General features: G+C 64.8%; 14 protein-coding genes. 8 read left to right on the top strand and 6 right to left on the bottom strand.

Features of this window, described 5'->3' with window-relative positions:
• The first annotated feature begins 29 nt into the window (after positions 1–29).
• The 4 genes from JSV65_05240 to JSV65_05225 all read left to right on the top strand — a co-directional run bounded on the left by JSV65_05240 (position 30) and on the right by JSV65_05225 (position 6,701).
• The gene (locus JSV65_05240; GenBank protein ID UCH35758.1) at positions 30–1,838 is read left to right on the top strand and encodes a right-handed parallel beta-helix repeat-containing protein; all 1,809 of its coding nucleotides are present in this window, start codon (positions 30–32) and stop codon (positions 1,836–1,838) included.
• Between the two features lie 71 nt (positions 1,839–1,909).
• Positions 1,910–3,175, top strand: a complete 1,266-nt coding sequence (locus JSV65_05235) for an exo-alpha-sialidase (protein ID UCH35757.1) — start codon at positions 1,910–1,912, stop codon at positions 3,173–3,175.
• Positions 3,176–3,458: 283 nt separating this feature from the next.
• Positions 3,459–5,888, top strand: a complete 2,430-nt coding sequence (locus tag JSV65_05230) for a VWA domain-containing protein (protein ID UCH35756.1) — start codon at positions 3,459–3,461, stop codon at positions 5,886–5,888.
• A gap of 114 nt (positions 5,889–6,002) precedes the next feature.
• Positions 6,003–6,701, top strand: coding sequence for a DNA alkylation repair protein (locus JSV65_05225; GenBank protein ID UCH35755.1), 699 nt, complete (start codon positions 6,003–6,005; stop codon positions 6,699–6,701).
• A gap of 120 nt (positions 6,702–6,821) precedes the next feature.
• Here JSV65_05225 and JSV65_05220 read toward each other — a convergent pair whose 3' ends face one another.
• The 6 genes from JSV65_05220 to JSV65_05195 all read right to left on the bottom strand — a co-directional run bounded on the left by JSV65_05220 (position 6,822) and on the right by JSV65_05195 (position 14,193).
• Entirely contained in the window at positions 6,822–7,274 is a 453-nt protein-coding gene (locus tag JSV65_05220; protein ID UCH35754.1) for a hypothetical protein, read from the bottom strand.
• The gene (locus tag JSV65_05215) at positions 7,271–7,738 is read right to left on the bottom strand and encodes a hypothetical protein (protein UCH35753.1); all 468 of its coding nucleotides are present in this window, start codon (positions 7,736–7,738) and stop codon (positions 7,271–7,273) included. Before JSV65_05215 ends, JSV65_05220 begins: the two co-directional genes overlap by 4 nt.
• Before the next feature lie 63 nt (positions 7,739–7,801).
• On the bottom strand, positions 7,802–9,712 hold the full coding sequence (locus JSV65_05210; protein UCH35752.1) for a VCBS repeat-containing protein: 1,911 nt from the start codon (positions 9,710–9,712) through the stop codon (positions 7,802–7,804).
• A 68-nt stretch (positions 9,713–9,780) separates the two neighbouring features.
• Entirely contained in the window at positions 9,781–10,656 is an 876-nt protein-coding gene (locus JSV65_05205; GenBank protein UCH35751.1) for a hypothetical protein, read from the bottom strand.
• Positions 10,657–10,769: 113 nt separating this feature from the next.
• Positions 10,770–12,929: a hypothetical protein gene (locus JSV65_05200; GenBank protein UCH35750.1), complete on the bottom strand. Its 2,160-nt coding sequence runs from the start codon at positions 12,927–12,929 to the stop codon at positions 10,770–10,772.
• Positions 12,930–12,993: 64 nt separating this feature from the next.
• Positions 12,994–14,193: a hypothetical protein gene (locus tag JSV65_05195; protein ID UCH35749.1), complete on the bottom strand. Its 1,200-nt coding sequence runs from the start codon at positions 14,191–14,193 to the stop codon at positions 12,994–12,996.
• 292 nt (positions 14,194–14,485) lie between these two features.
• Between JSV65_05195 and JSV65_05190 the strand changes: the two genes are divergently transcribed.
• The 4 genes from JSV65_05190 to JSV65_05175 all read left to right on the top strand — a co-directional run.
• On the top strand, positions 14,486–16,882 hold the full coding sequence (locus JSV65_05190) for a DUF4838 domain-containing protein (GenBank protein UCH35748.1): 2,397 nt from the start codon (positions 14,486–14,488) through the stop codon (positions 16,880–16,882).
• A 460-nt stretch (positions 16,883–17,342) separates the two neighbouring features.
• Entirely contained in the window at positions 17,343–18,980 is a 1,638-nt protein-coding gene (locus tag JSV65_05185) for a phosphoenolpyruvate carboxykinase (GTP) (GenBank protein UCH35747.1), read from the top strand.
• 83 nt (positions 18,981–19,063) lie between these two features.
• Positions 19,064–20,134, top strand: coding sequence for a DNA-processing protein DprA (dprA, locus tag JSV65_05180; GenBank protein ID UCH35746.1), 1,071 nt, complete (start codon positions 19,064–19,066; stop codon positions 20,132–20,134).
• Positions 20,135–20,289: 155 nt separating this feature from the next.
• The coding region (locus JSV65_05175) for a Gfo/Idh/MocA family oxidoreductase (protein ID UCH35745.1) at positions 20,290–21,371 on the top strand (1,082 nt) is incomplete at its 3' end.

Genomic DNA, 21,371 nt, shown 5'->3' with positions numbered 1-21,371 from the left:
TGCGTCGATCGCATTTCCGGAGCCGTGTCGTGCGACACCTCTTCGTTCTGGCCATCTCGGGGCTCGCGTGTACGGTATGCCAGGCGGCGATGCGTCGTGTGCCCGACGACTTCAAGACGATCGGCGGGGCCGTGCAGGCCGCGGCGGCGGGCGATACGATACTGGTGGCGCCCGGCACGTATCGAGAGCGGGTAGTGCTGCCGTCGGCGATCCACCTCATCGGCGAAGACGCGGAGACGTGCGTAATCACGGGCGAAGCAGCCGGCGACGGCGCCGTGGTGACGGTGACGGGACATTCCCGCATGGCCGGTCTCACCATTCGAGACGGAGAGACGGGGATACTGCTCCGGGCCGGAGCGTCGCTGGATATCGAGAACTGTCACATCGCAGGCAACGCGTCAGACGGGGTCGGGTTCGATAACGATTTCAATACCGTGCTGCTGATGCGGAGGTGTCTCGTCACTGGTAACGGCGACGGCGTTGACCTCGAATCAACTCAGGGGGCTATCCTCGCCAGCCGATTAGTTGATAACCGCGATGACGGCCTGGACTACGACGGGGACGCGGGCGTGCTCGTCCACGGCTGCGCGTTCTCAGACAACGGCGACGACGGCATCGAGATTCGCCTCGCGACGCGGACGCATGCGCTCATCCTTGACAGCCGGTTCAACGGCAACGGCGAGGACGGCGTCGAGATCATCAACTCTCCGGTCGAGGGCGGCGACTACAACGTGCTCTGCGTCCAGAACTGCACGTTCAGCGCGAACCGCCGCTTCGGCGTGGGGTTCGTCGCGCACGGCGCCGAACAGCACACGGGAGAGATGTCCAGGACCGCCGTCTATGCTGCCGCAAACGTCTTCTCGAACGCCGGCGAGGCGAGTGTGAGCGCCAATTACGCGAGCGTCTTCGAAGCCCCGAACGCATATCCCAGGACCGTCGCGGGTGTGGTGGAACGCGGCGCCGCCCGGACTTCCCACGAGCTGCCGGTGCGCGTGCCGCTCCTGGTCGGGATCTACAACTTGCGGCCGACGACGGACGGCACCATGGGCGAAGACGCGGAGGGCGTGACTGTGCTCGGCGAGCGCGTCTATGTGGCCGATGACAACGCGCATCTGATCTATGCACTTGACCGGCGCACCGGGCGGGTGGCGCGCGCGATCCCGACCAGTCCGTTCCCGGGCAGCACGCTCACCGCGCCGGGACCTGAGGGCCTGGACGTCGTCCGCGTCAACGGCGAAGACGTGCTGCTGCTCGCGGACGACGACGGCAAACGCATCTATTCCCTGTCGCTCGATGATGCGGCGCAGGGGCAGGTCCTGCGGCGCTGGAGTACGCAGGCGATCGGCGCCGTGGAGGGCATGGAGGCGATTGACGACAGGCTGTTGCTGGCGGCGGGGCGCACGAAGATCTATCAGGTGACGGCCGAGACCTTGGCCCCACTTGGTGATCCCGTGATCCCGCGTTTCGAGGGCTTTGGGGATCACATCGCGGGGATCGGGACGGACGAGACGCAGCGCCGCGTGTTCGCGACGTTTTCCGCCTATGTGGGGAACCAGAACTGGCGCAACCATCGCAGCGGATTCCTGGAAATGGATTCCGAGTTGCAGGAGCTTCGAGGCTTCTGGCATCTCGGGCCGTTTTCCAATGACCCGCGGGGGATTGCCGTCTCGGACGGCCTGGTCTACGTCGCCGACGGGCGGAGCGATTTCACGGATCGCGACACCGGCGAGGTGAACCGCGCGGGCATGAAGGTGTTCGTGTTCCTGCTCGAAGATGATGCGGACGCCCTCGCGCGCGCGCTGCCTCTCCTGCCGCTGAGACGAGAGGCTCCGAAATAGACGACGCCGCCGCTCGTCCGCGCGCGAGATGCGCCCGGGCGACATCGCGAATTCAAACGAGGTATGCGAGCATGGACGTCGATCTCGATGTTGAAATCCAGCGCACCAAGCCGGACTATGTGGTTTACAGGCCGGGGTCGGTGGACGGCTCCACTTATGATACGGGGAACGAGCACTTCCTCGTCTTCGACGGCCCGGACGGATCGCTCATGGCGGTGTGGACCCAGAGCAGCCACGAGGGGGCGGGGGATCATCGCATCGTCTTCTCGCGGTCGGACGACGAAGGGGCGACGTGGATCGCGCCGGAGCGCCTGGTCGGTCCGATGAAGCCGGGCGAGGGTTACATGGCAAGCTGGGGATTCCCGATCGTGTCGCGCTCCGGCCGCATTTACGTGATCTACAACCAGTACCACGGGATTGACGACGTGCTCCATCAGATCACGGGCACGATGGACTGCGTCTACAGCGACGACATGGGCAAGAGCTGGTCGTCGCCGCAGACGATCCCGATGCCGCGCAGCCCGCACGACGACCCCGATCCCAAGGTGCCGTCGAACTGGATCGTGTGGCAGAAACCGATTCGCGACTTGCACGGTGGCTGGTTCACGGGATTCACGCGGTGGGTGAGCAAGGCGGTGCGCACGCCGCCGCACAAGAACAGTTGGTGCGCGTGGGAGTCGGTCGTCGAGTTCATGCGCTTCACGAATATTGATGACAACCCCGAGCCGAAGGACATCAACGTCGAGTACTCGGCGTGGGGCGACGAGGCGCTGTGCGTTCCATACTACGACAAGCCGATGCTGAGCGTCGCGCAGGAGCCGAGCCTTGTTCGCCTTCCCGACCAGCGGCTGTTCTGCACCATGCGCACGATGAGCGGGTACATCTGGTACAGCGTGTCCGACGACGACGGGAGGACATGGCGCAGTCCGGCGCCTTTGCTGCGGCGCGATCATGGGCAGCCCATCTTGGAGCCGCTGTGCTGTTGCCCCATATACGAGCTTCCCGACGGGCGCTACGTTCTGCTGCACCACAACAATGACGGGCGCTTCGAGGGCAGCCAGCCCGAGGAATCCGGCCGCAACCGGCGCCCGGCCTTCATCGCGCTGGGCAAGTATCGTCCGCGCGCCGAGCAGCCGATCTGGTTCAGCGAGTCGAAGCAGCTCATGGACAATGACGGCGCGGGGATCGGGCCGCTCAAGCGCACCGACATCGGAGTCTACACGAGCTTCACGACGCGCAACAGCAACAACGTCCTGTGGCACCCCGACCGCAAGTTCTTCCTCCTCGGCAAGCGCATCACGGACGAATGGCTGGCTGACCTCGAAGTGCCGCAGTAAGGCCCACAGCCCGCCGGCAAGCAGCCTGAGGCACGCCGAGCACTTGTGCGCCGTGGCCGGCTAGCCGTCAGTCCTCGGATTGCCTGTCGTTGCCCCCTCCACGTGCGCAATGCCAGAATCCCTGGAACCTTCTGCCCCTGCTAGAGGTCAAATGGATAGTGCGATCTCAAGGGGTTTCGGCTGTTGGATGCGTGGCGCAGAGCGCCGCGCCGCCGGAACTCCTCTGGAATGGGGTTCGTGAGCGCGCTTCGGCAACGCCCGGGCCCCATCGAGGAGGGGTAAGATGTCTCGCAACGTGTTCCTGAAGGCTTTCGGCATGCGGCGTGGGGTCGGCCTGGCCGCCATGCTGGCCGCACTGGTGGTCTTGGGCGGCGCGACTCCTGCACCCGCGGACGGCATCCTCATTCCCGAGCGTCCCGACGCCCCCAATTTCGCGGTCAAGTACCACCGCGTGGACGTCACCATCGAGGGCCAAGCGGCGACCACGAAGATTGACCAGGTTTTCGAGAACCGCTCCGGTCGAGAGCAGGAGGCGGTGTATGTCTTCCCTCTGCCGCACGGCGCGTCGGTGCGCGAGTTCACGCTCTACGACCAAGGACAGCCGCTGCACGCGGAACTCCTCAACCGAGACAAGGCCCGTGAGATCTACGAGAGCATCGTGAGAAAGCGCCGCGACCCGGCGCTGCTGGAGTACGTCGGGAGGGACACATATCGCGTGCGCGTGTTCCCGATTCCAGCACATGGCACGAAGCGCATTCAGATGGAGTACACTGAGCTTCTCGCGTACGACAGCGGCGTCGTGAGCTACGTCTATCCGCTGAGCACGGAGAAGTTCTCGTCCGCGCCGATCGAGGAAGTGCGCGTGGCGATCAAGGTCGAGTCCAGGACACCCATTCGCGCAGTGTACTCCCCCACCCACGAGATGCAAGTGGACAAAGCAGACGCGCACACGGCTTTCGCCACCCTCGAGGAGCACGGCACAAGGCCGAGCCTCGATCTCGTCCTGCACTATACGGTATCTGAGAAGGACGTCGGTACGAGCGTGTTGACCTACAAGGAATCGGGGGAGGATGGCTTCTTCCTCGTCATGGCCGCGCCGTCGCCGCAGCTCGCGAGGAAGGATGTGCAGCCCAAAGATGTCGCGTTCGTGCTCGACCAGTCCGGAAGCATGTCGGGGGAGAAGATCGAGCAGGCGAAGGGCGCGCTGGCGTTCTGTCTCAACAGTCTCAATGAGAACGACCGGTTCCGCATCATCACTTTCAGCAATACCGTGAGGGTGCACGGGGTCGGCAACCGGCTGAAGCCGGCCTCGCGCGAGAACGTGCGCGAGGCGCGGAAGCTCGTGGAGGACATGACCGCGGGCGGCGGGACGGACATCCACTCCGCGCTGGACACGGCGCTTGGGATGGATTTCGACGACAAGCGCGCGAGCTATGTCGTGTTCCTGACCGACGGATTGCCGACGGTCGGGCAGACGGACATCGGCACGATTGCGAAAGACGTCGAGAAATGGAACGCGCAGGGCGGCGATCGGCGAGCCCGCTTGTTCGTCTTCGGTGCGGGCTACGACGTCAACACGATCTTCCTGGAGCAGCTCGCTCAGAACAACGGAGGGGTGACGGAGTACGTGCGGCCCAAGGAAGACATCGAAGTCAAGGTTTCGCGCTTCTTCGCGAAGGTCGCCCAGCCGGTGCTGACCCGGGTGGCGCTGGACGTCGCCGAAGTCGAGACCTATGACGTGTTTCCTGCGGAAATGCCGGACCTGTTCGCCGGGTCGCAGCTGCTCGTGTTCGGGCGTTACCGCGCCGAGAAGCCGGTGATGGCCAAAGTCTCACTGACCGGCTACGCCTCGCCTGAGCGCAAGCGATTCGCGACGTCGGTGCGGTTCCCGACATCGCAGCGCGAGCACGACTACATTGCCCCATTATGGGCAAGCAGGAAGATCGGCTGGCTGCTCGATCAGATCATGGTGCACGGCGAAGAGAAGGAACTGGTTGACGAGGTAATCGCGCTGAGCACACGATACGGCATCCTGACCGAGTACACGGCATTCCTGGCTGAGGAAGGGAGCCGAATCGAATTCGAAGAGGCGCGGAGCATCACCATGAGCAACGTGGACGCAGGCCTGAAGGGGCCGGCCGGGGCCGCGGGGCCGGCGGGCCCGGTCGGGTCGTGGGCGACGTCGCAGAGGCAGAACGCGCAGATGCTCAGGAGTCAGTCCAACCTCGCCGCGCAGAACGTGCAGCTCGACCGCGCTGGGGATGCCTTCCGATATGAGCAAGCGCAGACGCGCAACAACCAGGCTTTCTTCAATCGCGGCGGGAATTGGGAGGACGCGCGGTACAAGGAAGGCGTGCAACAGGTGGTGCAAGTGAAAGCCTACAGCGAGGCCTACTTCCAGTTGACGCGAAGGCGGCCGGAGCTGAATCAGTATTTCTCCCAGGGCCCGCGCGTGCTTGTGGTGACGAATGGCCAGGCGATACAGATCGGCGACGAAGGCAAGGATGTGTTCACGGAGCAGGAGCTTGACGAACTGCTCGGAGACCGGCACGCCAGCTCGGTAGGCGACGACGCTGCTGAGCCGACAGATGACGCGGTGGCACTCGCGTCTCACGCCCCTCGCGCAACCGCAGTGGGCATCCTCATGCTCCTACTGGGCTGCGCACTGGCGGGACTGTGCCACCGATCAACCGGGACGAGGCGCGGGGTGTAGCGCCGTCGTTCCACGCCGCCCCCGGCCATGGCCCGGCGGCTGGTCGGATGTCATGCCCCGGCGAAGCCGAGAAATGTTCCGGGGAGTGCGCACCATCAGCGCCGTCGAAGACAGATGCGATACGAAGCGATCATGAAGCGCCTGAAGTCGCTTGCCGACCCGCGAGCGGTCGAGGGCATGGCGCGGTTCGGCATCAACCCGCGCAACACGTACGGGGCCTCGATGCCTGCCCTGCGGCGTATAGCGAAAGAGATCCGCCGCGACCACGGTCTCGCGCAGCGCTTGTGGGATTCAGACATCCACGACGCGCGCATACTCGCCGGCCTGGTTGACGACCCGAAGCTCGTGACGGAACGGCAAATGGAGCGGTGGGTCAGGGACTTTGATTCGTGGGATGTGTGCGACCAGTGCTGCAGTAATCTCTTCGACAAGACACCGTTTGCCTACGAGAAGGCGCTCGAATGGAGCGCGCGGGACGAGGAGTTCGTCAAACGCGCCGGGTTCGTCCTGATGGCCGCGTTGAGCGTCCACGACAAGGGCGCAACCGATGAATCGTTCGAAAGCTTCCTGCCCATCATCAAGCGCGAGGCCGGCGACGACAGAAACTTCGTCAGGAAAGCCATCAATTGGGCTCTGCGGCAAATCGGCAAGCGCAATCCTCGTCTGAATCGAAAGGCCATCAGGACGGCGAACGAGATTCTCGCCGCAAGTCCGCGGAGGACGAACTGGGTTGCCTCCGATGCCCTGCGCGAGCTGACCAGCGATGCGGTTAGGACGAGACTGAGCCGCAGGAAAGCACAGGCCCAGCCGTGAGAAGCGCGGGCGACCGGCCGGAGGCTGTCACTCAAAGCGACTAAGGCGAGCGTGGAGTCTCGCGCAAGCTAAGTGCCTGGGCGGCGACGCCAGAAAACTGGAAAGATACTGTGCCGCCACTCACCCGCCAGCGGCAGCAGGGCCCTTGCGTTTCACCTCAAACACGCACGCGGCTTCGTCGCAGCGCGACATATCGAGCGAGCACTCGTAGCCGAGCGGCTCGAGGATGCGCCGGTAGAGCACATCGCAGTGGCCGCAGTAGTCACGGTACGGTTTGATGTGCTCGCACTGCAGAAGCAACCCCTTCGACGGGCAGCGGTGCATGGTGATACGGAACTCACCGGCCTCTTCGTCCAACTCCATCGTGAAGTCCGCGGCTTCTTCGTTGAGCGTGTGCGTCCAGTAGTCCCAGCAACCGCGAATCCCGCGCTGCTCGGCCAATTGTCTGAGATTCCCCAGGAAGTTGTCCGAGAGATAGTCCCAGAAGTCCAACACCGCCTCCCGGCCGCCGCGGGCCTCCAGATACTTGAACAGCTCGCTGTAGGCGGGAATGAAATCCGTGCAGGGGATCACAGCTCCCTCCTGTGGAACCGCACGCGGCTGCGGCCGGTGGCATCGTCGCGCTCCAGCACCTCAACCGCAAACGGCGTCCCCTCGCAGATGCCCTCGTAAACCGCCTTGCCCGTCTCCGAGAACAGCCGTGCGACGGCGTAGCTCCGCCCGCGCATGTGGCTGACAGCCGGACAGGCCGCTACCTCGAGCAGGAGTTCGTCGTCGGAGCAGGTCACCCGAATGTCGCCCTGCTCGGCCGCGTAAATCCGCTCGAAATGCTCTTTCAGTGCAATCAGCCCGCGCTCCCGCAGGGCCGCGATCAGCGGGCCATAGTAGGTCGCGGCGAATCCGCGCAGGTACTCGCGCACCGCCTCGTCGCCGTAGCGCTCGTGCAAGTACTCAATGCCCGCGCTCAATGCGCCGTGGAAGTCCTTGTGCAGGTACACGTTGTCGGCGGCCTTGCGCCGCATCACTTCTTTCGGCATCGTGCGCTCCAGCTTGCGCGGCGGCTCCGCGACTTCGATCGTATCCGGCGCATCGCGCCCGGGCTAGGAGCCGTGACGGTTCTCCAGATAGTAGAGAAATCCATCCTCCGCGCCCACGAGCAGATCGGGCACCCCGTTCCCGTCCCAGTCCACGACGGTCGGGCACGTGGTGTGCCCGGCGAGAATCATGTCATCCACCGGCCCCATGTTGCGATAGACGTAGCCGCCATCAGTCGATACATTGCGCAGGAAATCCACGTTGACGCTGTTAGCCAGGATATCAAGCCGGCCGTCGCGATCCCAGTCCACGAGCACGACCTTGCGCCGTCCGCTCTTGCCGGCGCGACCTGCGTTCAATCGAAGCGGGCTGCCGTCTTCGTTGAAAAACATGCGCCTGCCCGGTAGCAACTGCAACTCGCCCGCGGCCTTACGCCGTTCGAAGAACGCGAGATAGCCCTCGTGATCCAACATCACGAGGTCGTTGAGGCCATCGCCGTTGAGATCAATCACAGCAGGGCTCGTCCGCCACTGGGTCACGAGTTGCTTGCCCTTGGGATCCCACCAGTTCCATTCCGGCTTCGGCGGGTCGCCTTGCCATTCAACCTCCACGGGCTGTGCGTACTTGAGCCGCGGCGTGGCCCGCGTTCCGATGTTCTGGTACCACAGCACCTCGCCCCAGATCGAGTTGACCATAATGTCGAGCAGGCCGTCGTGGTTCCAATCCGCAACGCACGGCACGGTGTAGCCCCACTTGGCCTCGGCCGGCCCCTGGATTGAGCCGTTGTAACCGGCTTGTATGCGTATCGTGCCGCCATCGGCTTCCAGGTACTGCGGCGCGCCCCATTTCGGCGGATACCCGCCGTCGAGGTTTTCGACGAAGCTGATATAACCCGCGGTATCGCCGCAGATCAGGTCCTCGTCGCCATCGCCGTCCCAGTCGCAGCTGCACGGTGTCACGAGGACGCCGACCTTGACGCAATCCGCCTGCTGCTGGAAAAAGCGCGGCGGCAGGAAGGCGGGCGTGCCGCTCATCAACGTGCCCGTATTCTCCAGCAATGCGACGCGGCCATCCTCCTGCCCGACGATAAGATCAACATCGCCGTCCTTGTCCCAGTCAACAGCGACGGGCTGGATCATCTGCAGATCCATCGTGATGATCCTGCCCTCGTACTTCAGGAACCGACCGCCGGCATAGCGCGGAGCATGCTGCGTTCCGACGTTCTCGAAATACGTCAGCTTGTCGAGGAACTCGCCGCAGATGATGTCGAGGTCGCTGTCGCTATCCCAATCCGCGAGGCTCGGCGAGGGGCAGCCGAAGACGTCGAGCGGCTTGTCGCCGGCCGCGACCTGCGTTGCTTCACCGTACTTCGGCTTCTCGTTGGTTCCGACGTTTCTGACGACGTACAGGTATCCGTGCAGCGGGCCGCGCGTCCAGACACCATCGGAGTTGTACGCATCATCCCAGCCGTACTCGCGCCAATCGCTGACACCGATCACCAGATCGAGCGCCCCGTCGCCATCGTAATCGTACATTCGCCATTGGTTTGCGCGGCCGGCGTAGAAGCTCTGCTCGTACGGGATCGGCTCCCCGGCGGTCAGGAGACTGCTCTTGAATTCACGATGGTCGCGGCCGGGAGTCAGAATGCGGTAGGCATCGCCTGGATATGAGATCTGAATGTTGCCCGTCGCATCACCGAGGCGTACGGCCGGCCTGAATGTTGGGAATCCGACGGCGCCGTCGGGGTTCTCGAAGAAGTAGATGCCGTTGGAAGGCTTGTTGGTGGTTGCTACCAGCAGATCGTTGTCGCCGTCGCCGTCATAGTCCATCGGCAGCGGCACCGCCCACAATCCCACGCCCAGGTCAACGACGAGTCCGGGATTGTTGTAGGCAATCCGCTCGAACCGCGCCCGCGCACCCGGGCCCGACACCAGACTCACGGCGACAGCCAGCCACAGCAACACGGACTTCTTCATGACTCCTGACCTTGCGCACAACGCCCGCTCAGCGCCGGCAATCCGTCCGGCATGCAGTCGCCTGCGCTTCAGCGCTCGCTCCAGCGCAGGCGGGCGACCTGAATGCCCTTCAGGCTCGGCAGCAGGGACGCGATGTAGTACTCACCCTCGTGCTCGATGATCTCCGGCGCGGCGATGGGCAGCCTGCACACCAAGTAGCGCTCGTCTTCGTCAATCCCGAAGTGCAGCGGGTCTTTCGAGCGATAGACGCTGGTCTGCGCCTCGGGGCCGTAGCGCTGCGTCCGGAAGAGGTAGTAATACCCCGACGCCTCGTGATGCACGACGAACGGACACTCGGCCGACCACGGCGCGGTGCCCGCCGATCCGCCGAAGGCGACGACCGTGGAGTCGCTCCACTCCATGAGGTCGCGCGACGTCCGGCAGTACACCGCGCCGTGCTGGTTCGGGAACGCGGTGTAGTAGCAGTGGTACGCCTCGCCCACGGGCAAGACCATCGCATCGCGCGTGTTGTTCCCCAGGCCCTCGCTGAACATGCCGGCCCTGCCGTCGGCGTTGAGCCGCCGGGTGAAAGCCTTGCCGTCAGCGCTCGTCGCCAGGCAGATGTTCTCCCAGTCCCCGTAGAACATGTGGTAGACCCCGCCAATCCTGAGGACGTGGGGCGCCTGGAGGCCGCCGGGCGTCTCGCCGAACTGCGGATCGGCCTGCATCGCGACGCCTATTGGTGTCCAGTCCGGGTCGGTCAGGTTCCTCCCTTCCCACCGATAGAACAGCCGCGTGTGGCCGCCGCATTTCGTGTTTCGGATGCACGACCAAAGCTGCCAGGTTCCATCGGCGGCCCGCCAGACAGCGAAATCAACGGGCTGCTGTTTGGGATCGGTGAGAGCACCCAGGTCGGGATCCCCCGCAACCGTCCACCACTCGCCGTAGATCTCCGGTACGAGCATCGCTGCCTCCGCGTGCGCGATCGCGCCCAACATTAGGCAATATATGATGATTGATGCGACGACAGCCCGTGGAATGATCGTCCGCATTGCGGCCTCCCGCTTGGCGCGCATTCTCAAATCGTCGGAGGCGGCCAGCCCGTGAACTCCTCGGTTTCCCCGGGACTCAGGCGCTCCCGCAGCACCGATGCGGCACGGGCGACGCCATCGCACCATCCGCCAAGCTCTTCCACGCCCGGCGCGCCGTTTTCCCACCTCTCCCACGCCGCGAACAGTCTCTCGAACGGCGCCGCGTCAACCCAATCGCCGCATGTCCGCTTGAAGTCATTGAGGCACTGCGTGCGGTGGTTCGCGTAGATGCCCTGGGCCTCGATCGCGGCGCGCACGACGTTCCACGCCACGGTGAACGCGACGTAGAGCAGCGTGTCCGCTTCCTCCGCCCGCGGGGTGGGCCGCAAGCCCTTGAAGTGCGCGAAGAACTTCTCTCGATCGCGGGCGACGTGCTCGATCTCGCGCGAGACGAGTTCGATCCACGCGCCTTCCGCGAGCAGTCGCCGCCGCTCCTCGGGCGAAGCATGGGCGACCCGCGCAAGCTCCGTCGCGACACGATCGCACAGCGGCAGGCGGTGTCGCCCCGGCGCTTTCAGCCAGGTCTCCGCGAGCGCCTCCGTCTTCTCGTACAGCGGCTGCTTGACCAACCCCCGAGCGATAGCATCTTGCAGCGTCAGGAAGAACTCGTCCATGCCGAGGAGCTGGATCTGAGGGTGTCGCGCGAGTTCCTCCATTTCGCCGGCGAGATGCCCGAGAACTCCCGCAGCTATCTGGGCGAAAAGGAACAGGAACAGCGGCGGCGTGGGGCACTCCCTGCTCAAGCTAACGATATCGCCGATATTGTCGCGTCCCCCGTTGGCGATGTGAGCCGAATGCAGCTTTGGGATCGGCCCGTCGAGATAGCTCTTGGCGTACGGTGACCCGCCAAGGCCGCAGATCAATCCCGGGCCCGGCGCCAGAGTCTCCTGCTCCCTACTCACGGCCGTGTCGTTTTCGACCTCCCGCCACCAGTCGCGCAGGAACCAGTTCACCATATTGCAGCCATGCTGGCCGGTCTGGTCGAGCAGCCGCCGCGTCTCTTCCAGATAACCATGAACCAGGCTGTCCGGCCACAAGTGGGAGTAGGTGTAACCCGCCCCGGATGACGGGCCCCAGAAGCAGTCGTTCGGCTTGCGGGTCTCATGGTAGTAGCGCACCATCCCGGGCATGAGCTTGACCATGAAGGGCAGCAGCCCCCAGCCGAGCTTGAACCGCCCCCGCGCGGGATCGAGCCAGTTACCGGAGTGCAGGTTGTTCATCGCCCACGTCGCATCCCCATCGCTGACATAGAGACAGACGTAAATCCTGTCCGGCTCGGCGCGACAGTCCTCGCGCTGGGGCCGGGGCTGCTCGTATGCCGCATCCAGGTCGCCCACTCCGCCGTGGATCGTCAGGTTCGGCGTGCTCACGCTGCAGAGCGTGAAGAATCCTCGCTCGGCCGCCTCGGCGACGTATTCCTTCTCCTGGTCGCAGATGCAGTGCCAGTTCATCTGCACGCCTGGTGCATCGGCGGACTCCAGCATCCGACGGTAGAGGCGGAGCGTTTTGCGCGATTGACGGCTCAATGGCAGGTCGAGAGCCAGGCCTCGATGATAAACGATGAAGTCCTCCAGCGTGTGACCCATGGCGTACCAGAACGGACGGTGGACGCACAGGTTGGCGTAGAGCCGTTTGTGGCAGTAGGGCCAGAGATTCCCAATCGCCCACTCCGCGGCCTCGGCGTCGTCGGCGAACTTGCCGCGCAGGTCGTCGCGCTTGGCGATGCCGTGGCGCTCCATCCAGTGTTCCTGGTCGGGCGCGACGGGCAGCAAGCTCTCGAGCCCGGCGCGCGTGATGGCCAGGTTCTGGGTCTGAATCACGCACTCGTTGTCGTACAGGATGTAGCCGCCGACGAGGTGCTTGTAGCGTTCGATCACCTCATCTACGTCATCGAGGTCATCCACGGGCAAGCCGAACGTCTTCACATAGTAGTCGAGCCAGTGCGACTCGCAGAGGTCGCGCGGCCGGCGTCGGCGCGCGCGGTCGCTGCCCTGCATGAGATAGAGGTGCGGCTCCTCACGGTTGATCAGGCCTTGAAACGAACGGTACCAGATCCAGAAGTCCACGCTGTCCCCGGCGGCATCGGGCGCGGAGACCACGAGACGGCGCACAGGAGGGATTGAGGGGAGAATGTCAGTCAGTCGCATGGGGCCTCTCCTGCGCGTTGACGAAGCGTGATGCTGAGCCTGGTATCACCGACGGCGCCGCTGTTCATACCAGTCCGTGATGGCGCGCCATCCAGTAGGCGAGCAGGTAGTCCACGCCCGCCTGCTCGGAGCCGACGAGGCGCATCCGTGTGTCGCACATGAACTCGAACCAGCCGTACGAGCGCTGCCACGCCGGGATTGGCTCCTCGGTCTGCTCGCGATCCTTCACGGTTATCTTGTGAGACGGGTAGTCGACGAGTTCCTGAAGAGCGATCTTCGACTGGCCGCGCCCGGGGCACAGGGCGTCGTAGAATATGCCGAACAGCCACCGCCCATCCGCGCGCACGTCATCCCAGTTGACCTGGAGCGCCTTCACCAAGCCCTGCCGGATCTCCGCGTCTTTCTCCTGAGTAATGGTGGTGTAGAAGGACTCAAAGCTCATCACGTCATCGGAGCGGTTCCATTCCGGGTCGTCGCTTCGCTTGCAGGACCGCGCGAGGTAGTCGTGCTGCAGCGCCAACTCCCGATACTTGTCCTCGAAGCGCTGCTCGCCCGTGACCTGGTATGCGACCTTGAGCAGGTGCAACGCCACCGGGGCGTAGACCGGCTGCTGCAGCGTTTCAGGGGCCATGTCGTACCAGGTCGTGGGCTTCCCCTCGGGATCGAGAATCTTCATGTCCGCGTCCAGGATGCGGCCCGCCATGTCGCCGACATACTTCGCTGTGAGCTTGCGCTCCGCTGCATCGGCCGCCAGATCGTAGTAGACGCTCCAGCCGAAGAAGACCCCGGTGTACTGGTCGGTACTCGGGTTGCCCAGCCATTCGTAGGCGCCGTTCCTCTGCCAGCACTTGGCGAGCCAACCGGTCGGCGTCGGGGCGTCGGCGGTTGCCGGGCGCCACCAGCGGGCGAGGTAACCCGGGGATCCGGTCACATCCACCAGCTTGCGCAGCGACGCGGCGCTCCGCTTAGCCTGCTCCAAGGCTTCGGGCTCTCCCGTCACCGCGTATCGAAAGCACACCGCGGCGAGGTAGGCGCCGGTCAGATACGCGCAGTTCTCGTCATCCTCGCGCTCGTGCCCCTTGGGGAAGGGAAAGTCAACGCCGCCGATGGCCAGGCCGCCGTCACGCAGATGCCGGGCCTGCATCGCCCGCTCGTAGTTGACCGCCTTCCAGTGCAGGCCCCAGCGGTCAATCTCGCTGAGGCCGCCCGCCGCGCAGAAACAGGCGCACACCAGGCCCAGAAACAGGAACAGCCCATACTCCATAGTCCAATCTCCGATCCCTCGTCGTCGGGACTCTTGTTTGCCCCCTGCTTGCGCCAATCCTCTTTGCGCGATCCTGCAATGTGAAGCCAACCGCGCCACGCGCGGCGGCGATGCAGGTGGCGCGCAGGACTGCGTCCAAAGACATAGTTGGTTATGCAGACCAACCAAGCCCTGACAGGACGTCCGATGTCTGAATCCTTGGATAGTCTCGTCGTCGCGAGGCGGGAGGCGCAATATGTTACGTATGCGGTCGGCAGCGATCGTACTGGCGTGGCTGACGGGAGCCCCGCTCATGGCTGCGACTGACACGGTGTGCATCGTCGAGAACGGTGAGCCGCGCGCAGCCATCGTCCTGGCCGCGGACGTGCCCGAGACCCTCAGGACAGCGTGTGCCGAGATGCAGCACGCGATTCAGGAGTCCACCGGCGCTCTCCTCGCAATCGTACCCGCTGCTCCCGCCGGGCTCGCGGCGATCCACGTCGGCCCGAGCGACTACGTCAGCGCGCTGTCGCTCGATCTGCACGACCTCGACGGCGACGGCTTCGTGATCGCCTTCCCCGAACCGCTCAACATCGTCATCGTAGGGCCGGCCCCGGCCGGGACCGAGTTCGGCGTATACGAATTCCTGGAGCGGTACGTTGGCGTGCGCTGGCTGCTGCCCGGTCCCGATGGCACGGACTTGCCGGTTCGCGCAAGCATACGGATCGCGATGGAGCCGCTGCGCGATCAACCCGCGTTCTTCTCGCGCCTCTTCAGCGGCCTCCCGAATGCCGTCCAGAACACCTGGGCGCGGCGGCTGCGCATGAACGGCCGGGTCAGCTTCCATCACAACCTGGTGCAGTTGTTTCCACCCGAGACCTACATGAAGACCCACCCAGAGTTCTTCCCGATTCATGACGGCAAACGCTTCTTGCCCCCCACCAACGACACCCACGGCTGGCAGCCGTGCTTCACCGCCCCGGGCATCGTTGAAGAGGCCGTCAAGAACATAGTCCGGTACTTCGACGAGCATCCCGAAGCGCAGTCATCCTCACTTGGCGTGAACGACTCCAGCGGCCACTGCGAGTGTGAGACGTGCCGCGCCCGCGATCCGGGCGTGAAGAACTTCCTCGGCCGCGATCACCTCTCGGATCGCTACTTCGAGTGGGCGAACGCCGTGGTAGAGGGCGTGCTCAAGCATCATCCCGACAAGTTCTTCGGCTGCCTGGCGTACAGCGAAATCGCTCAACCGCCGGACCGGGTCAAGGTTCACGAGCGCATTATCCCCTTCATGACCTACGACCGTATGAAGTGGACTCATCCCGCCCTGCGCGCGCAGGGTGAGGAGATGACGCAGGCCTGGCAAGCGGCCTCGCCGACCGTCGGCTGGTACGACTACATCTACGGCAGCCCGTACTGCCTGCCACGGGTGTGGTTCCACCACATGGCGGATTACTACCGCTTCGCTCGCGAGCACGGCGTGCGCGCGTTGTACGCCGAGGCGTACCCCAACTGGGGCGAGGGGCCGAAGTTGTACGCCTCGCTCAAGCTCCAGTGGAACCCGTATCTTGATGTGGATGCCTTGCTGGACGAGTGGTACGACCGTTGCGTTGGCCCGGACGCGGCGGGTGACTTAAAGGCCTACTATGTACATTGGGAGGAGTTCTGGACGCGGCGCATCCTCGCTTCGGCATGGTTCGCCGAGGCGGGCCAGTACCTGCCTTTCTATAACGCGAGCTATCTTGCCGACGTTACGCCCGACGAAATCGCCGAATGCCGCCGGCTGCTCGGATCCGTCGTCGCCAAGACGAAGACCGACAAGCAGCGCGCCCGCGCGGAGTTGCTGCTGCAAGCCTTCGAGTACTACGAAGCATCAGCGCTGGCCTACCCGCGCCGCGAACCGCTCAGTGATCCGGTGGCCTCAGAACGCGCAGCTCTCGCTGTCGTTGACGACGCCGCAGGGCGCATCGCGATGGACGAGAAGCGCCGGCGGCTCTCGCTCGAGCAGTTCCCCGATGACCCGGTCCTCGTGCAGCCCTTGACGATGGAGCGATACCCGGCTTTGCGCGGCGGCGACTGGGGCGCCACCGGCTTGTGGAAGGTTTACGACTGGGTCGGCCGCAGCGAGGAGGTGCGTGCGCGCCTGCGGCAAATCGTGGACTCCACGGAGAACGAGGCGCTGCGCGACCACGCCCGCACCATGCTGGCCGTCGCCGAGGGCACCGGCCGCAACCTTCTCGCCAACCCCTCGTTCGAGCAGGGCGGCGAGCAGCCGGAGCAGTGGAGCCTGTGGGTCAAGTGGGGCATCGGCTCGATGACCGGAACGCAGGAGCTCGCCCACAGCGGCGGGGCGAGCGTCTTGTGCGATGGCGTCAAGCGCGGCGGGCCCTATCAACTCGCGCCTTTCGACCCCGGGCGCTATGCGGCGGTGTGCTTAGTCTATACGCCCGCCGGACAGGATAGCGCCGGGACCGTCGAGCTTTCCATCACGCCTCGCGATGCCGAGCACCGCAACCTGCCCGCGGCGAGCACGACGATCACCCCTGTTTCCGGCCGCTGGCAGGCTGTGGCAACCGCCGCACGGATCCCGGCGGAGCTCGATGGGAAGAGAGTCGCGGAACTACTGGCAATCGTCATCGTCAACGGCTTCGAGCGGGATGAGAAGGTCTATGTGGACGACGTGGCTCTGTTCCGTCTCGGCGATCTGTGAGCGCCGACCTCGCCGCGCACTGTCATCGCTGATTTGCCCACCTCCGCCGCGCGGCGCAGTCAGCTCGCGCCGGCGCACCCACGTGCAACACCGAGAGCCAAGGCGTTCTCCGGCGTAGGCATTGCGCAAATCCTGCTGCCACGGCGCCGGCAAGTCGTTGAGTCGCCAAGCGGCGTCATGTATGCTCGCCGCTCACGGCTTCTCCGGAATCCAGGTTGCGCGGAATGAGACCCTTATGGTAACATTCGTATCTGCGGGCTGCTGACGGTGCGACCGCCGGGGCGGGCACGGGCGCCCTTGGCATCCTTTCTGCACGCGCAGATCCCCACACTCACAGGGCCCGTGTGTCACCGGAAGGTCGGCGGATCGAGGAATCATTCTCGCGGACCCCGTCCCCGACGAGTTGAGGACTACCAGCGCTGGCGAGACTGGGCAAGCAGCGTCGCGGAGGTGTCGTGGTATGGCAAGGAAGAAGACGCAACTCGACGTCGGAGAGCTGGCCAGAGCCTTGTACCATTACCATAACGTGGAGCATCTGTCGGATGCTGCCGCCAAGGATCGAGCGCTCCAGTTCGGCCAGCTAACCGAGTTCGGGAGTTACAACTTCGTATCCAGCGTGCGCAACCGCAGTGCGGGCCTGACGGTTTACCTAGGCAGCAAGAAGGTGCTGCAACCCGACCTCAGCCCGCGCCAGCGCGAGATCCTCGACCAAGCGCCCGAGACGCTGCGCAAGCTCCAGCGTTATCTCGACCGGACGCGGCTGATCTGCATTGAGCGCACCATGGGCAACAACACCACATTCTGCCCCCACTGCACGATGTACGTCTCGGTCTACAGCAAGTACGCCGCACAGCTCGCCTACATGTGGGGCGAGACGCTGTTCGCGTACAGGCCGACCGCCCCCGGTCCCGACATGCACTGGATCTGCGTCCCGGAGTGGCCGGAGCAGAATCGCCAGATCCTGGTGTTCCCCGAGCAAGGCGTCACCTTCGTGCTCGGCTCGGATTACATGGGCGAGGCGAAGAAAGGGTTCCTGCGCATGGCGATGTGGTACGCCAAGCAGGAAGGCATGCTCGGCGTGCACGCGGGGGCGAAGATGGTGCAGGCGCGTCAGCCTGATGGCAAGATGCATCGCTACAGCATACTCCTGTTCGGTCTGTCGGCAACAGGCAAGACGACGCATTCCTGTCACGATCACGGCCTGTCCCAGGACGGCGAGACGATGGATGTCGTCCAGGATGACGTCTGCTTCCTGCGCAAGGATGGCAGCGCCTTGGGTACCGAGCGCGGCTTTTACCTGAAGACCGAGGGCCTCGATCCTCACGGCCAGCCGCTGCTCTACAACGCCGCCATTCAGCCCAACACCATCTTCGAGAACGTGATGGTGGACTCCGAAGGCAACATTGACTTCCAGGATGAAACCCTGACCAGCAATGGCCGCGGCGTCGTGCAGATGGCCAACTTCGCACCGCACGCGAGTGACACCATTGACCTGCCGCCGGCCGACGAGACCGACGGGCTCCTGCTGTTCTTCATCACGCGGCGCAATACGGTGCTGCCCATGGTATCGCGCCTGACCCCGGAGCAAGGAGCGCTGGCGTTCATGCTCGGCGAATCGGTGGAAAGCTCGGCGGGCGACCCGCGGCGTGCCGGCGAATCGGTGCGCGTCGTCGGCACCAATCCGTTCATCGTTGGCGACGAGGCCGCGGAGGGCAACTGGGTCTTGGGATTCTTCCGCAAGCACCCCAACGTTCAGTGCTACCTCATCAACACCGGCGGCGTCGGCGAGGTGCGCGAGAAGCAGAAGGACGGCACGTTCCGCGTCAAGCGCGAGGTCATGCGCATCCAGATCCCTGAGACCTCGGCGCTGTTCCGCGCCGCCGTGCGGGGCACCGTCAAGTGGACCAAGGAACCGCACTTCGGCCTCGAAGTCCCGGAGGAGATCGAAGGTGTGGACATCCGCAAGTTCGATCCGTCCGCCTTCTACTCCACGGCCGAGGTCGAGCGGCTCGTCAATGACTTGAAGCGCGAGCGGCGCGAGTACGTGGAGCAGTTCACCGGCCTCGACCCCGCGATAGTCAAAGCCGCGGAGGACTGAGCACGACGCGCCGGCCGCGGCGTCAGTCGCGCTCTGGAGTTGCGCGCGATTGTGCGGCCGGCGGCTCGCGCAAGGGAGTCAGAGTGGCCCTCGAGGCATGGCTGGCGTTGAGCAGAGCAGAGCTGAGGCCGGCACAGGCCCTGGCCTTGCTCGAACGCTTTCCGTCGCCCGATGACTTGCTGGCGGCATCGGCCGGGGAATGGCGTGCTGTCTGTCCCCTGTCCCCGTCGGAAGAGCGCCGGCTGCGCGATGCCGCTCAGGCGCCAGCCGACGATGACCTGCGGAAACTCGAGGAACTCGGCGGGCACATCGTCACCATCCGCGACCTGCACTATCCCCCCCTGCTCCGGCAGATTCACGGGTCGCCGCCAATCCTCTACGTCCGGGGCGAGATTCAGGATTGCGACCAGCGCGCGATCGCGATCGTCGGCACGCGCCGGGCCAGCCCCTACGGACGCCTGGTTGCTGAGACTCTGGGCCGCGAGTTGGCTCGCGCAGGGCTCACCGTCATCAGCGGCCTCGCGCTCGGCATAGACTCCGCAGCACACGAGGGCGCCTTGCAGGCGGGGCGCACCGTCGGCGTGTGCGCCTGCGGGCTCGATGTGACTTATCCGCCTAGCAATCACGCCCTCATCGGGCGCGTCGTAGAGCACGGCGCTGTCATTCCGGAGTTCCCGCTCGGCGCGCGCCCCGAGCGGTGGCGGTTCCCGGCACGCAACCGAATCATCAGCGGACTCGCGCTTGCCACCGTCGTCGTGGAAGCCCCCGAGAAGAGCGGCGCGCTTATCACCGCCGACCATGCCCTCGATCAGGGCCGCGACGTGTTCGCGGTCCCGGGCGCGGTCAACACCGTGCAGAGTCGCGGGACGCACCTGCTCATCAAGCAGGGCGCCAAGCTCGTGGAGACCGTTGACGACATTCTCGACGAGCTGGACCTCCCCGCGGCTCCCAAGCGCCCCGAGCCTCCGGTCGAGGACCTGTCGCAAGAGGAGAGCGACATCCTGGCCCGCCTCAGCCTACAGCAAACCGATGTGGATTCGCTCATCGTCGAGACGCAATTGCCTTCCTCGCAGGTCAACGCAATCCTCACGATCCTCGAGCTGCGCGGCCTGGTGCGCCGCATGCCAGGCAACAACTTCGTGCGCGTGCACTAGCGCGGCACCGGCCCGCGTCGGTCGCCGGCAGGACCGGACGGCGTCTCCGCCGAAACTGTCGCTTCGCCACACAGTCATGCCGTTGCGGAGGTGTCCCGCGTCGGCTCCCCGCGTTGCATCAAGACGGGTTCCAGGGATACGATCGGAGGTTGGTTATGAAGACTGATCTGCAGTTGCCGGTGCTCGTCGTCGGCGGCGGCATGATTTCCGAGGAGGTCGTCCTCCCGACGCTGTTTCAGGAGCGCAGGCGTCACCGCGCGGGTGATATCGCGGTCGCCTCGCGACGCGCGGCGACGATCCTGCGGCTCCGCGACGTGTTCCCCGACGAGACCTTCCGCTGCTACCCCGACCCGGAGCGTGTCGCCCCTGAAGACAGCCGCCCGGAGGAGTACAAGCAGGCGATAGCGGAGCTGCCGGCACCGGGAATCGTGGTCGTCGCCACGCCGGATCACCTGCACACGCCGGTCGTCATGGCGGCAATTAAGGCCGGACATCACTGCGTCGTGCAGAAGCCGCTGTGCCTGAAGGTGAGCGAGGCGCACGACATCGCCGCCGCGGCACACGAGCGCGGCGCGTACGTCTACACGGACTACCACAAGCGCCACGATCGCGCGATACGCGCGGCGCGTTACCGCTTTCGCAAGGGCGACCTGGGGCAGATGCTCCACGGTCACGCGTGGATCGAGGAGCGCCGTGAGATTCCTTTGAAGTGGTTCGCGCGGTGGTGCGAGCAAAGCTCGTCCTTTGAATACATCGGCGTGCACTACGTGGATGCCTATTACTTCATCACCGGCCTCCGGCCGCGGCGCGTCGTCGCGTTTGCGCAGAAGAAGCTGTTGCCGACGTTGGGCAAAGACGCGTTCGACGCGGTGCAGGCAACCATCGAATGGGAGGATGACTCCGTTCTGTGGGTTCAGACCGCATGGGTCTGCTCGGAGCACCAGTCGGCTTTGACCAACCAGGGGCTCAATCTCCTCGGTACGGAGGGCGAGTACTGGGCCGATCACAAGAACCGCAATCTCCTTTTCGTCACGCAATCCGGCGGGTTCGAGCATTACAATCCTAACTTTTTCAAGACCTACGATGACTGGAACAGCCCCGATCAGCCGGAGTACGTCGGCTACGGGTACGACAGCATCATGCAGGGGGTGAATGATATCCGCGCCATCGCGGCCGCCACGCGCGGCCTGCCGGCCGACGATGCGCTCGCGAAGCGGCGCGACATGATCGCGGCGCT

The organism is Armatimonadota bacterium, assembly GCA_020354555.1.
Lineage (GTDB): Bacteria > Armatimonadota > Hebobacteria.
Note: the sequence above shows the minus strand (reverse complement) of the source record. Positions and strands in the feature narration are given on the sequence as shown.

Coding starts and splice junctions, on each gene's coding strand:
- JSV65_05230 (UCH35756.1), top strand. CDS start 3,459: ATGTCTCGCAACGTGTTCCTGAAGGCTTTCGGCATGCGGCGTGGGGTC.
- JSV65_05185 (UCH35747.1), top strand. CDS start 17,343: ATGGCAAGGAAGAAGACGCAACTCGACGTCGGAGAGCTGGCCAGAGCC.
- JSV65_05225 (UCH35755.1), top strand. CDS start 6,003: ATGCGATACGAAGCGATCATGAAGCGCCTGAAGTCGCTTGCCGACCCG.
- JSV65_05210 (UCH35752.1), bottom strand. CDS start 9,712: ATGAAGAAGTCCGTGTTGCTGTGGCTGGCTGTCGCCGTGAGTCTGGTG.
- JSV65_05205 (UCH35751.1), bottom strand. CDS start 10,656: ATGCTCGTACCGGAGATCTACGGCGAGTGGTGGACGGTTGCGGGGGAT.
- JSV65_05190 (UCH35748.1), top strand. CDS start 14,486: ATGGCTGCGACTGACACGGTGTGCATCGTCGAGAACGGTGAGCCGCGC.
- JSV65_05195 (UCH35749.1), bottom strand. CDS start 14,193: ATGGAGTATGGGCTGTTCCTGTTTCTGGGCCTGGTGTGCGCCTGTTTC.
- JSV65_05215 (UCH35753.1), bottom strand. CDS start 7,738: ATGCCGAAAGAAGTGATGCGGCGCAAGGCCGCCGACAACGTGTACCTG.
- JSV65_05235 (UCH35757.1), top strand. CDS start 1,910: ATGGACGTCGATCTCGATGTTGAAATCCAGCGCACCAAGCCGGACTAT.
- JSV65_05200 (UCH35750.1), bottom strand. CDS start 12,929: ATGCGACTGACTGACATTCTCCCCTCAATCCCTCCTGTGCGCCGTCTC.